Annotated in this window: 16 protein-coding genes; 3 read left to right on the forward strand and 13 right to left on the reverse strand. The window is 38.8% G+C overall.

Annotated elements, in window-relative coordinates:
* Positions 1–64: 64 nt before the first annotated feature.
* The 8 genes from dapF to AABM38_RS14575 all read right to left on the reverse strand — a co-directional run bounded on the left by dapF (position 65) and on the right by AABM38_RS14575 (position 7,020).
* Positions 65–1,045, reverse strand: a complete 981-nt coding sequence (gene dapF / locus AABM38_RS14540) for a diaminopimelate epimerase (protein ID WP_423407081.1) — start codon at positions 1,043–1,045, stop codon at positions 65–67.
* Between the two features lie 131 nt (positions 1,046–1,176).
* On the reverse strand, positions 1,177–1,506 hold the full coding sequence (locus tag AABM38_RS14545; protein WP_423407082.1) for a four-helix bundle copper-binding protein: 330 nt from the start codon (positions 1,504–1,506) through the stop codon (positions 1,177–1,179).
* Between the two features lie 85 nt (positions 1,507–1,591).
* On the reverse strand, positions 1,592–2,362 hold the full coding sequence (locus tag AABM38_RS14550; RefSeq protein WP_423407083.1) for a hypothetical protein: 771 nt from the start codon (positions 2,360–2,362) through the stop codon (positions 1,592–1,594).
* A 404-nt stretch (positions 2,363–2,766) separates the two neighbouring features.
* A complete protein-coding gene (locus AABM38_RS14555; protein WP_423407084.1) occupies positions 2,767–4,155 on the reverse strand; it encodes a S8 family peptidase in 1,389 nt (462 codons plus the stop codon).
* A 285-nt stretch (positions 4,156–4,440) separates the two neighbouring features.
* Positions 4,441–5,220: an ABC transporter permease gene (locus AABM38_RS14560; RefSeq protein WP_423407085.1), complete on the reverse strand. Its 780-nt coding sequence runs from the start codon at positions 5,218–5,220 to the stop codon at positions 4,441–4,443.
* Complete coding sequence (locus AABM38_RS14565; protein ID WP_423407086.1) at positions 5,217–6,125, reverse strand: ATP-binding cassette domain-containing protein; 909 nt, start codon at positions 6,123–6,125, stop codon at positions 5,217–5,219. Before AABM38_RS14565 ends, AABM38_RS14560 begins: the two co-directional genes overlap by 4 nt.
* A complete protein-coding gene (locus AABM38_RS14570) occupies positions 6,125–6,325 on the reverse strand; it encodes a PLD nuclease N-terminal domain-containing protein (RefSeq protein WP_423407087.1) in 201 nt (66 codons plus the stop codon). Before AABM38_RS14570 ends, AABM38_RS14565 begins: the two co-directional genes overlap by 1 nt.
* 374 nt (positions 6,326–6,699) lie before the next feature.
* Positions 6,700–7,020, reverse strand: coding sequence for a DUF4870 domain-containing protein (locus tag AABM38_RS14575; RefSeq protein ID WP_423407088.1), 321 nt, complete (start codon positions 7,018–7,020; stop codon positions 6,700–6,702).
* Between the two features lie 187 nt (positions 7,021–7,207).
* Here AABM38_RS14575 and AABM38_RS14580 point away from each other — a divergent pair, with 187 nt between their 5' ends.
* Together AABM38_RS14580 and AABM38_RS14585 are read left to right on the forward strand one after the other, a co-directional pair.
* Complete coding sequence (locus tag AABM38_RS14580) at positions 7,208–8,332, forward strand: amidohydrolase (protein ID WP_423407089.1); 1,125 nt, start codon at positions 7,208–7,210, stop codon at positions 8,330–8,332.
* Positions 8,333–8,622: 290 nt separating this feature from the next.
* Positions 8,623–9,183: a GNAT family N-acetyltransferase gene (locus AABM38_RS14585; RefSeq protein WP_423407090.1), complete on the forward strand. Its 561-nt coding sequence runs from the start codon at positions 8,623–8,625 to the stop codon at positions 9,181–9,183.
* Positions 9,184–9,222: 39 nt separating this feature from the next.
* Here AABM38_RS14585 and AABM38_RS14590 read toward each other — a convergent pair whose 3' ends face one another.
* From AABM38_RS14590 to AABM38_RS14600, 3 genes are all read right to left on the reverse strand, one after another.
* Positions 9,223–9,387 carry a hypothetical protein gene (locus tag AABM38_RS14590; RefSeq protein WP_423407091.1) on the reverse strand — a complete coding sequence of 55 codons (165 nt, stop codon included), beginning with the start codon at positions 9,385–9,387 and terminating at the stop codon, positions 9,223–9,225.
* A 385-nt stretch (positions 9,388–9,772) separates the two neighbouring features.
* Complete coding sequence (locus tag AABM38_RS14595; protein ID WP_423407092.1) at positions 9,773–9,913, reverse strand: DUF2639 domain-containing protein; 141 nt, start codon at positions 9,911–9,913, stop codon at positions 9,773–9,775.
* A gap of 137 nt (positions 9,914–10,050) precedes the next feature.
* Entirely contained in the window at positions 10,051–10,827 is a 777-nt protein-coding gene (locus AABM38_RS14600) for an SDR family oxidoreductase (RefSeq protein ID WP_423407093.1), read from the reverse strand.
* A gap of 173 nt (positions 10,828–11,000) precedes the next feature.
* Here AABM38_RS14600 and AABM38_RS14605 point away from each other — a divergent pair, with 173 nt between their 5' ends.
* Positions 11,001–11,468 (forward strand): Hsp20/alpha crystallin family protein, encoded by a 468-nt coding sequence (locus AABM38_RS14605; RefSeq protein ID WP_423407094.1) that lies wholly within the window; start codon positions 11,001–11,003, stop codon positions 11,466–11,468.
* A 150-nt stretch (positions 11,469–11,618) separates the two neighbouring features.
* Here the strand turns inward: AABM38_RS14605 and AABM38_RS14610 are convergent, their stop codons facing one another.
* Complete coding sequence (locus AABM38_RS14610) at positions 11,619–12,323, reverse strand: CAP domain-containing protein (protein WP_423407095.1); 705 nt, start codon at positions 12,321–12,323, stop codon at positions 11,619–11,621.
* Between the two features lie 415 nt (positions 12,324–12,738).
* Positions 12,739–13,203, reverse strand: a complete 465-nt coding sequence (locus AABM38_RS14615) for a FixH family protein (RefSeq protein ID WP_423407096.1) — start codon at positions 13,201–13,203, stop codon at positions 12,739–12,741.
* Positions 13,204–13,206: the final 3 nt, after the last annotated feature.

A 13,206-nucleotide genomic window follows, 5' to 3' on the forward strand; every position in this document is an offset into this window, starting at 1 on the left:
CAAAAACCTCCTGATATTTAAACTCAGGAGGTTTTTCGGGAAAATCGACAAACATGAAAATGTTTTAAAACTGGTTGAGATATTTTTTCGCATGCTCTTGCAGCAAGCTATAATTTTCATCTTCATTGAAATCTTCCTGCTCCAGTATCTCCCCTACCATAACTTCCTCATCAAATTCAATTTCTAGCTGAGCAGAGTACAAAAAAGTTGCGTTACCGATCAAATCAATCGTGTAGACACCATTTTTTTCGTGGACAGAACATTGTACCATTCCGCCATTGTTATAAACATTAATCGGCTGTTCAAATTCATTTTCATTCAAAAGGCAAGTAACTAGAGTTGATGCAGACATTGCTGTGCCGCAGGCATTTGTAAAGCCTACTCCACGTTCGAAAGTATTGACGTATATACTTCCTTTTTCAAGCAATCTGATAAAACTTACATTAACTCCATCTGGAAATAAATCATTCGGATTGTTTAGCTTTTGGCTTATTTCTTCCTGCAAATCTGATTCTAATTGCTCTTTGCTGACAATGGCAGTTAGATGCGGATTTGGAACTGCCAGTGCTGTAAAGGTCAACTCTTCCGATAACTGAGGGAGTTTTCCCTGAATAAGTGTTTCTTGATCTAGATTAAGCGGCAAATCCTCCAATTTAAAAGACACTGGAGATATCTCCACTTGATAGGTTGGGATATCGATAAAAATTTCCTCATGCTTTTTCACTTTAAGATTAGCTTTCAATGTTTCTATTATCGCTTCATCCCTGCCGAGCTTTTCACAAACATATCTTCCGGCACAGCGAAGTCCGTTTCCACACATAGAGGCCTCAGTACCGTCTGAATTAAAAATGCGGTATTGCGCGTCTGCTACCTTGCTGTTACGAATAAACAAAATGCCATCAGCACCAAGTGAAGTATTTCTGTCACAAAGCGCCAAAGCCAAATCCCGTCTTTTGAAATCGTCCAATTTATAGTTTCCTTCGGTTTCGTCTATCAGTAAAAAATCATTATTAGAACCATGGCATTTTATCAAATCGATTAACATCTTCCTGCCCCCAAATTCCTTCTTTATATTACAAGATGCCATAAATGGTGGAATTGTTCAATAAGGAACCCTATTTTTAAAGACAAATATAAAGACCAGCAAACGCTGCTGGTCCTGTAACATGATATTTTTTATGAAGCCATGTTCCTGCATGCTTCTGCACATTTGAAGCATGCATCCGCACACCTTTGACAATGGTCATGGTCATGCTGCTTGCATTCATTTCCGCATGTCTCACAAATTTCTGCGCACAATCCACAAATCTTTTTGACGAAATGGCTGTTTGTCTGCATTGCTGTAACAGCCATGCCGCAGATTTCGGCACACTCCCTGTCTAATCTGATACATTCAGCCATCATTTTCACATTCTCTTCTTTCAGGCAAGAATCAAAACATACATTACAAGCTTCAATACACTCTATGCATGCCTGTATACAATCTTGATATTGCTGATTCTCCATAAAACATTACCTCCTTGAGTATCTTACTTATTTGTTAACCTAAATACCCGGAGATAAACGGCTATAACCAAAATGGATAAATATTCTAATGATTATAGTATTGGTAATAATGAGCCACTGCTGCAAATACAGCAAGCCGTTCGGAATTCGTTAAACTATAATCAAAGGTCAAAACCGGAGTATTTCCATCAATAAAAAAGTGTGACCACTCCAGTGGCATCCACCCTTTTTGAAGCTTAAAAACCTCCATGCCATACGCATTGATGAAAAATAAATCGGAATTTGCCCCTTCTAGTTTTAATTTTTTCCCACCCTCTACGATAGCAGTACTTGACTTCTTTTTCGGATAAAAGAATCCATCGATTTCACCTTTCTCGTTAACCAGCTTTGTTTTTTTAGGATCACTAAGCAGACGTCCTATCTGGTGCCCATGCGCATCATAAATCCCAAGCTGTTTCGCCATCCTCTTATCGATAAAAAAAGGAATGATCCATCGCCATTGTTTTATTTTAATCTCTTTCAATTCACCTGCCAGCATGCCATCAGGTGTAAAAAATAACAGCCTTATGCAAGGGGCAGGCGCAAAGGCGATCATTAAATGATTTTGCGATAAAAGATTCTTTTCGTCATAAAGACTTATAGATTCCCTGCTTTCTTCAGATCGGTTTCGATATAAAAGATAGCTATTATATTGTAAAAAACATACGGCCAAAAACGGAATTGCAACAACCATTAGCGGGATATCCCAGGACAACAGGAGGCTGACAGCCAAAATAATGGAGAGCATTCCTGCGGAAACAATAGAACCGTTTAATCTGATATTGGCTGCCTGCTGATAATATTGCTGGATACTCATATCTATTATCTCCTTGAAGAAAATCTGTTTCGTCATATTAATTCTATTAATCAAGGAGATTAAACATTCTACCTTTTTCAATTGTTGGCTCTGTTAAACACGACTGCTGATTTTTTTTCCAGTCGCTTCGCTTTCTGCGGGGTCTCACCTGTCCAGCTGATCCCGCAGGACTTTGAAAGGCTTCCTAGAACATGCCTACGCACGATGGAAATGCGTTAGCATTTTCGGAGGAGTCTACTCGCCTTCCACTACAATCAACAGGGTTTAAAAATCAATATTCTTCTTTTACAGAGCCAAATTGTTAAATAAATTCACTTGGAGAGGAGATCAATCATTCACTAGGATAAATAAAAAAACCATTGAAAAGGAGGGACAGATTCATTTATCTGTCCCTCCCTTTACAATTATTTCAAGGTCAATGCATTAACAGCATTAATTAATCCATGGCCAGCCTTTTCATCGTAGCCAGGCTGGAATACATCATCAGCAGATTGTTGGATAATCGCTTTCACCTGTGCCGGAGAAATTTTATCCTTTCCATATTTTGCGATGATTACACCAGCCAAAGCCGCGGTTTTCGGTGCTGCCATTGAAGTTCCACCTTTTCCTCCATAACCGTGGCCAATTACTTCTTTGGTTTTAGGATCTAAGATTGGCACTGTACTAAATGCTAGATAGCTGTTATCCCTTCCGGCACCTGTAGCAGGATCATAGTTAGGTCCAAGGTCGCCGCCAGGAGCCATTACATCAATTTTACCAACACCATAGTTAGAGTAAAATGCAAGATTTTTCAATGCGCCACCTGCGGAAACTCTGATCATTGTCTGGCTGCTAGGGCTTCTATGTGTTGCACCCTTATCATCACCAGAAAGTTTTCCGGGACTGCTTAAGTCCAGCGCATTGTTTCCAGCTGAACCAACAACAGTAACTCCCTTTTGGATGGCATACTGGATTGCGCGATTGAATAAATGTACGTCTGCCACGATATCTTTCGTCGCATAATCTGGATTTTGGAACCAGTCATAGCCGCCAAGTGACATATTTACAACATCGACGTTATCATCCGCTGCTGTCATTAATGCATCTGCAATATGCGCAGTTTCCGCTCCGCCTGTTGGACCAAATACCCGATAAGAAGCAACCTTCAAATCAGGACCAACTCCGAGGGCTTCACCTTTTGCTGCAATCGAGCCGGCAACATGTGTGCCATGGCTATTCTGATCAATCGGATCATTAAACCCGGGAACAAACGACTTTCCGCCTGCGTAGTTATCCTTTAAATCTGGATGATTATAATCAATTCCTGTATCTATGACACCAACAACTATGTCATCTCCTGATAGCGGCTTTCCAGTACCTCCAGGTATTTTCCATGAAGCTCCGTCATTTGTTACTTGTTTAATGTCCCACATAAATTGGTTGTAAAAATCAGCACCTTCAGTTAGGTCTTCTGCCGTAACAGTCTCTGATTCAATTGTTTGTTCAGGGTAGACAATATTCTCTGCACCAGCCTCTAAAACAAGCGAGGACTTTTTAACTTCATTCAAGAAGTTAGCATTTTTAGAAGTTACCTTTACAGCACCAAGCTTGTCCAATTTATCTTCTATTTGTCCGCCAGCTTTTCTGATTGCATCTGCATATCCTGCCGGAAGATCCTGTTGGTCCTTAAATATGACTAGATATTTATTTCCAGAAGTTTCTGCTTCACCTTTGGTTATTCCTGCATTTAATATGGTGGCAGCACCTAAGAGTACTGCGAGCGTACCAGCAAAAAGTTTTTTTCTCTTCGACATAATAACCCTCCTTTTTTCTTAATTTTCATTATATTTAAAATTTGAATTTTCTCAATATAGTTTTATCGACACTCGGAATGCTTATAAAGTAATAAATTTAGGTATATTTTATTATTAAAATTCAAATTTATCTTCTGACGATGAACTAGCAATAAGGTGAAAGAATCATTTATAGATTCCATAAAACTAAATATTTCGACAATCCATGAATTAAAAACAGTTCTTACATCCTATCAAACAATTAAAAAACCTGATCCAAAAGGGATCAGGCCTAGAGAAATATATTTAATCGGCAAGTTCCTTGTTTTTAAAAACAGCAACTGCACAAGCAAGCAATATAATGATCAGCAAGAAGGTAATGCCAATGGCAAACCATATGTTATCTGGCCATGTATCCAAGACAAGTACTTCAGTAGCATATTGCAGCAGCTGTGTTGGACTCCACTGCATCAGATGTGAAAAGGTACTTCCAATCAGATTGATTATGATGACAATGGCAAGGGAAACGGCCCCAGCAGCACCAGGTTGGATAAAAACAGAACTACAGAATATAACAATAGTCACAACTAAAGTAATCCATATACCATACAAACTGAATGCTGACATAAAATCACCAAATGGGATAAAATTAAATAAAACCCCTGTATAATACCAGCTTGCCAATAAACCAAAAAACAAGGAGACCATTATTAAAATTACGGCACTTGCCCATTTAGAAGAAAGATAGGAAATATAAGAAACGGGTTTAACAAGAATCATTTGCGCTACTCCGCTCTTCCTTTCACCAGCAACCACCCCCATCGAAGATAACGCTATGATTAAAATACCGATTGTCTGATATTCTCCCAAACTCATGATAAAAACTTCATTTGCAGAGGGTGTTGGGATTTCAATGACTGCTCCCTCTGGTAAACCTCCTACAGAATCCAATATTTGAGGCATATAATAAGTAGTCAGCGGGTCCATGACTCCAAGCAATATAAAGGATACCGGGATCCAGATCCATTTATAATTTCTTGCCATCTCCATAAATTCTTTATTTATAAGGGTAAACCACTGACTCATTTTCCCACCACCTTCATAAAAACATCTTCCAGACTGATCGAATTGATTTCATATTTATATAACGGCCAATCATTTTGCACTGCCATTTTCAGGACCAGCCCTCTTACTGCATGGAGATCATTCACTAAAATACTCGCTTTATTACCTTCAATTTGTATGGAAATTACTTCAGGATGGTCATTTATGGTATTTATATAACGTTCTGGGCTTTCCTGGAACATAAGGTCAATTTTTGACTGCTGGTACTTTTCTCTAAATTCGTCCATCGTCCCGGATTCAATAATTTCACCTTTATGCAAGAATAATATGCTTTCACACACTTCCTCTGCGTCATTAAGGATATGAGTGGAAAATAAAACGGTTGCTTCCTGTTTTAGCTTTTCCAGCAGCTCGAGTACTTCTCTTCTTCCTAAAGGATCAAGGGCAGAAACAGGTTCATCGAGCATAATTAATTTAGGACTGTGAATAACCGCTTGTGCGATCCCGAGACGCTGTTTCATCCCTCCTGAGTACTTGCTTATCCTTTTGTTCCTCGCTTCTGTAATACCTACCAGTTCAAGAAGCTCTTTTGAACGTTGTTTAGCTTCCCGGGTGCTTAACCCTGATAATTTACCGATATATTCCAAAAACTCACTACCCGTCATCCACTCATAAAACACAGGGTGCTGTGGAAGGTAGCCAATCAACTTCCTGATGTTATCCCCCTTCTCTTTAGATTCGAAATATATATTTCCATGTGAAGGCTTTAATAATCCTGACAGCATCTTAAGAGTAGTTGTTTTACCTGCACCATTTGCGCCAATTAACGCTACGCATTTCCCCGCTTCAAGTTCAAAATTCAGTCCTTTTATCACCTTGGTACCTTTAAAGCTCTTCTCCAAATTCTCCACATGGATTAAGGTCATTAATGGTTTCTCCTTCCAAATACAAAATACAGGATGGGTCCGAGAAGATTTATAATCAGTATGACGATTGCCCAAATCCATTTAGGTCCATTCGTTTTTTCTATTTTTATTAAATCGACCAGTGCAACAATCAATAAGATTCCCTGAATAACCAGTATAGGTGCGGCCAAAGACCAGTTTACCGTTTCTAATAATTCCATATTGGAGTCCCTCCCCATTTGATTCTATCCATAAGACGCACAAGGATAAAAAACGTTCAAAAAAAAATCCGGCAAATTTATGCCGGATTCAGCTTGTCGAAAAAGATACAGATTACAAATCAGTTATTGAAAACCTGTTGATTGGAGTGGAAGGCGCGTAGACTCCTGCGGGCTCAAGCTGGACAGATGAGACCCCGCAGGAGCAAAGCGACGAGGAGGCTCAGCGCCAGCCCCGCGGAAAGCGAAGCGCCTGGAACGGAAATCAACAGACCTGTTTTACTTCCCAACCAAGATGAAAAAACTGTAGACAAGCTCGCTTTTATCGAGTTTGTCTACAGTCTGAATCCGGCAAATTAATGCCGGACTTTCTTTCTTTATAAAAGCCTGAAAATAAAGGGGATTTTGTACTCCTGACCTTCATAGGCCTTAATCGCTCTAACAATGGTGAAAACTGCCCCTAGCACACCCACTATCCACAGCATGAACACTCCAATCAGCAGGATAACGAGAATCCCGCTCACGATTCCATAAACAGTATAAGAAATAAAAAAGTTCATATATTCTCTTCCATGGTAATCGATATAGCTGGAATCGTCTTTCTTAAGAAGCCAAATTACCAGTGGCCCTAAGAATGCAGTAAAAAAACTAATCACATAAATCCCGGCAGCCAGCAGCCGTTCATCGTTTTTCGGCATGTTCATTTCCCCTTCCAAATTCTTATATATAACATTACGGAAAATAACGTTAAAAGTTTCATTAATTCTGCGTTTTTATCTTAAATGAAAAGGAATAGGCTGCAGCCTATAAAATTTTTCTGCAATGGTGTCAAATACCCGCAAAACTGATAAAATGATAAAAAAACTTCATAGGATAGGATATAAAATGAACCGAATTTTACTTAAGAACGCAAATGTAATACCAATAACTACTGATCCAAAGTCTAAATGTGATGTACTTATTCTTGATGGGAAGATTTCAAAGATAGGCTATGACATTGCCATGGAAGCGGGAGACAAGGTTATTGACTGTACTCATGGTTATTTGCTTCCAGGTTTTATAGATGTCCATACCCATTTAGGGCTTTATGATGAGGGAACTGGCTGGGCAGGTAATGACGCAAACGAAACAATTGAACCGATGAGCCCTCATGTAAGGGCAATTGATGGTGTCTATCCTCTTGATCCTGCATTCGGAGATGCGATTAAATATGGGATCACAACCGCCCATGTCATGCCTGGAAGTGCCAATGTCATAGGTGGAACTACTTCAGTCATAAAAACTGCAGGTAAAAACATCAAAAACATGATTATTCAAGAGACTGCAGGATTAAAAATTGCGCTTGGTGAAAATCCAAAGAGAATCCATAGTATGGGAAACAAGGATTCAATTACCCGGATGGGAATCATGGGTATGCTCAGGGAAGCTTTCTATGAGGCAATGAAGTCAGATAATCCTGACTCTCTGAGGGTGAAGCCATTATTAAAGGCTTTAAAAAGGGAAATACCGGTTCGGATTCATGCTCATCGTGCAGATGACATCATGTCAGCCATCCGATTGGCACAAGAATTCAATTTGGATATACGGATTGAACACTGTACAGAAGGTCATCTGATTGCCGAAGAACTAGAAGGATTAAATTTAAAAGTATCTGTCGGTCCAACACTTACCCGCCGATCTAAAGTGGAGCTCAAGAACAAGAGCTGGAAAACCTATCAGAAATTGACGAACCATGGAGTCGAAGTATCTATAACGACAGACCATCCATACACTCCAATCCAATACTTGAATGTTTGTGCCTCAATTGCTGTACGTGAAGGATTATCGGAACAAAAAGCGCTTGAAGGGATTACGATATTGCCAGCCAGGAATCTTCGGATTGAAGAGCGGGTTGGCAGCATCGAGGCTGGAAAAGACGCGGATCTGGTTTTATGGAGCCATCACCCATTCCATTTCAATGCCAAACCAATTTGGACAATGATAGATGGCCAATTTGTTTATCGAGAATAGTCGAAAAGCCTCAAAACCCGTGTAGATTTTTGGCAAAAAAACGCAAAAAAAAATGGTGAAAAACCTATTTTCTTTTTCAAATATTTTTAGTATGATACTCTTTGGAAACACGTTAAAAATAATTTAATAAATGATAGTGATTAGGGAAGGCAAATGGTGCGCCACCAGTATCCTGGTTCTAGTGGGTTCGATTCCCACCCCGAAATTTTTTAGCAATACAAAAAATTTCGAGGGTGGCCGTGTTGTTACATTCGCACGGGATAGGACTGCCCTGCTTTGGAGGGATACAAATGCTCAAAAAACGTGATGTTCATGACAGCCATGAACTATTTGAGCTAATGGTGCATCCGGAGGTCTTCCCTTTTGTGCGCCAAAAAGCTTATTCTTATGATGAGTTTGTCTTTATTACAAAACAGACAATTGAAGCTGAAGAAAGAGGCGAGCTGATTTCTCGAACAATATTGGACGAATGGGGAGCCCCTATCGGAACAATTAATCTTTTTGATGTTCAGGACGGTGCCGGCTTTCTGGGTACATGGCTAGGCAAGCCATACCATGGAAAGGGTTATAACAATTTGGCGAAGGATGCATTTTTCCAGGAACTTTTTTATGAGCTTGGGTTGGAAACCATTTTCATGCGCATAAGAAAAGTAAACATCCGGTCTATTAAAGCTGCCGAAAAACTTCCATATGTAGTAAAAGCTAATGAAACTCGACAGGCAATCTACGAACAGCTTAATGCAAATGGAGATCTTTATGATTTATATGAAATTCCTAAAGACCAATATACCTTATATTTAAAAAGAACAGCTCCGCACGAAGAAGAGAATGTACAATTGCTTGAAGCGTAATAATCATACTAAAAACCGCCCTGATTTCAGGGCGGTTTTTTAGTTCATTGGATCCTGGGCATTCAATTCTTCACGGTCTGATAATGAGGCTTCCGATAAAAACGCTTCCAGTTCGACATCTGTTAAGGTTTCATACCTTCCGTCTTCAAAGAAAATCTGTGTCTGGTTTGGATTGATCCTGTTTAAATTAAATCCTGTTCCCATCTTTATCACTCCTCGCTTAAAACGCAGCTAGATTTCCGGGTGGTATTCACAAAATCATAACAATTATTAGATAATTTCATTTATTAAGTATTTTTATTTGATACTATTTTGCCCATCATTAAGGCCATTATTCTTTTATTTTTGTTCTTTTATTACTTGCCTGTTGATTCAATCAAAATTGCATTACCTTGCAATTTCAAAAAGCCTCTCGTCCAAATCAACGTAAGCTGTAACCAACATATTTTCGGCTAAATTGATACTGTTTCCCATTCATGGTTTCGCTCCAGCTCCATTCAGCAAGGTTCTACAACAACAATGCTCAGTAACACCACTATAATAGTTTATACACGCAAGAATTAGTTTACATAACACTATTATTATCTACTTATTTTGTTAGTTCGAAAAATAAGCTTCTCACTACATACGTCTTATATAATTCGAGCTTCCGTTTTTCAATTGGATGCTTAGTGATTCCCATTTTCTTCAATTCCTTAATATACCAACCTTTTGACCCTTCATATGCCATTATTAACCCCCCTAAAATGGTTTTACTCCCTATTTATATGCAGCTTAGGAATGAAATTGACGGTCCCAAATAAGTAATGGACCTCAGACAATGGGAGAAATGATAAAAAAAAACGCCTTAAAAGGCGTTTTTAATTGTCATATTCCCCTATGAATTTTTCCGAGTACATCTTTGCCGCCTGTTACTGGAATAACGCTGCCTGTGATAAAGCTGGATTTCTCATCTGCAAGGAAACTAATTACCCTTGAAACATCTTCTCCAGTACCAGGCCTGCCAACTGGTACTGAATCATCCTTTTCTTTTAAGGATTCAATAATTTCTTTTTCCTTCCATTCTCCAATAATATCACCGGGGCACACCATATTGGCTGTAATGCCATGCTCTGCCTCTTCTAACGCAATTGTTTTCGTTAAAGACGCAAGGCCTGATTTTGCCGCAGCAAAGGCTGATCTGAATATCCATCCAGGGGCAGATTCAACACGTTCAAACCCAACGGTAATAATTCTTCCCCATTTCTGCTCACGCATATAAGGAATAAGCAGGTTTGATAGATAGAAAACCGCATTTAGATTCCCATTGATTAAGTAGTCCCATTCCTTGATTTCATAATCCGCCATCTTTTTTCTTTCAGAAATATACGGTCCTGCGTTATGGACGATAATATCAATAGACTTGAATACCTTAAGGCTTTCAGAAACAAGATTTTCACACTCTTCATACAAGGTGATATCACCTTTAATACATATATTTTTTGTCCGGTATCGACTAGTCAATTCTACGGCAAGATCTTCTGCTTCATTCTTGCTGCTCCGATAATTAATGATTAAGTTAATCCCTTCGGCAGCAAGCTGCATTGCTGTTCGTCTACCTATACCGGTTGCACCTCCGGTAATTAGAGCAGTTTTATTTTCCACAACCTGTACCCCACAATTTATTATATTCACTTATCCCTATACTAAAAAGAAGCTAACAGATTTGCAACTTTTAGCTAAATAACAGACATGTTAATCCACAATTATTAACAGCTGGGCATGTTATTGCATAGGATATCAATATCGAAGTTGGTCTGCTGGAAAGGCGGGATAAGATGTTTCCATGGAATTTATTGCCATTTGATCAGAAATCACAGAAAAAGTTTATGGAAATGAAGCCAGATGAAATAGAAAAATATGTACAGCAAATGATGGGAAAGGTTTTTCAGCCTAATATGAGTGGAGCGCTCAAGCCTGAAGAATGGATAAAGGAGATGGAAAGAAATACAAAGGATCCTATGAAATCCCCGAATCATCTACAGTCAGAAATATTTGAAACACATGATTTCATTTTCATCAGGCTGCCACTGAAAGAAGAATCCTGGAAGTCACAAATGAAATTGTATTATACCTCAAACCAAGTCATCATTGAACATATACCAGAGGTATCCGATAAACACACCTTGATTTTGCCAGCTACCGTGAAACGAAAAGGGGCATCTGCAATACATCGGGATGGGGTCCTGGAGCTAAGATTGCCGAAAAATGTGGATATGCAGTTTTCCGAAATAGATATTCTGTGAATATGCAGGTCCATTATGTGCAAGCTAATAGAAGAATATTTTCGCTAAAATATGATTTCCTCATTTGGGATTGGTCATGAAACACACAAAAAAGCCCAATATATAGAAAAACAGCCCTAATTAAGGGCTGTTCTCCTATTCGAACAATTATTATTTACTGATGAACATTTGAGTCCAATAATTGCCTGATGCAACATGTCCTACACCGATATGAGTATAACCAGAGTTTAGGATGTTTGCACGGTGGCCTTCACTATTCATCCAGGCTTTTACTACTGCTTCTGGAGTTGGCTGTCCCATAGCGATGTTTTCACCAGCTGAACGATAAGTGATACCAAACTTCTTCATCATGTCAAAAGGTGAACCGTAAGTTGGGCTTGTATGGCTGAAGTAGCCTTTGCTTTGCATATCTCTAGACTTTTCTCTTGCCACTTTGCTCAATGCTGTGTCAAGAGCAAGGGGTTTCAACCCGTTTTTAGCTCTCTCTTGATTTGTTAATTCAACCACTTTTTGTTCATATGCACTTACAGCTGGATTTGTTGGTGCTGCAGCTGTCTGTTGTGCAGGTGCTTTAGCTGGCTGTTGTGCAGGTGCCTTTGCTGGCTGCTGAACAGTCGTCGGTGCTGGAGCTTTAGCTTGCTGTTGAACATTTGTTTGAGCAGGTTGCTTCGAATTGAATTGATAGTTTTTCAAATATTTTTGAAGAATACTATTAATTTGTTCATTACTTAAATTTCCACTTTGATAATAGTAAACTTTTGATTGAACTGTCGCCGCATCTGCTTTATTCATTACAGGATTTGCTGCTAGTAAGGCTGCAGCTGCCGCAATTGATAGGATCATTTTTTTCTTCATTCTCGAATTCCTCCCGAAAATTTAGTTTGTCTCTCTCTTGCATCCTAATCATATCATGGCTTTTTTGTAATAAACCTGGATGTTATTGGAAGAACTATTATTCTTATAATAATAATCATTGTAAAAATTTGCAAAATGAAAGAAACCTAGAATTTTCAAGGGGTTGAGGGCAAATTGATATCTCCATCTAATTTTGATGGAATTTCCAATTTACTATTGCCTGAACCAGCAATACCAGAAATGGGTAAAAAGTCGTGATTGACAGCCTTTCAAACGCACCTTAAATATTACAATCTTTTCTTTATCATGACAAAAACTAAGTAATATTACACAAAAAAAGCGGCTGGGGCCGCCTGAAGTAATAATATTTTCACTAAACAGTTTTTGATAATTCATTAGCTACAAAAAAACTTGATTAATGTCCGTTATGTTCTTTTTCTTGCTTAGTATCCATTTCCATATCTGCTGAATTATTATCTTCTTCCGGTTCACTAGGATTTCCAACTATAAATTCTATTTTAGGCATATTGTGCATGCTTCTCGCGGTTACATGAGAAATGATATAGTAGGTACCCTCTTCTGAGAAAGATTTTTTTAGTCTGTAGATGCCATTTTCACTATGACCTGCCATTACCTTTTCATGATCCTCATCATGGGAACGCCAAATTTCAAATTTGACTTCATCTGCATCCTTCACTGCTTCCGCTCCATATGTAACTTTTGCCTCGAAGGTTATTTCTTCATTCACCTGGGCTTTTACCGGATTAGCTGTCAGCTGCACATCAAGAAATTGAGGTTCTTCTTCCACATCTTGCTGTGAACAGGCAACTGAAATTATACTTGCAACTACAATGATCAATGACATCCAAATTTTTTTCATTAT

Origin of the sequence: Heyndrickxia sp. MSNUG (assembly GCF_049532715.1) — a bacterium.
Lineage (GTDB): Bacteria > Bacillota > Bacilli > Bacillales > Cytobacillaceae > Mesobacillus.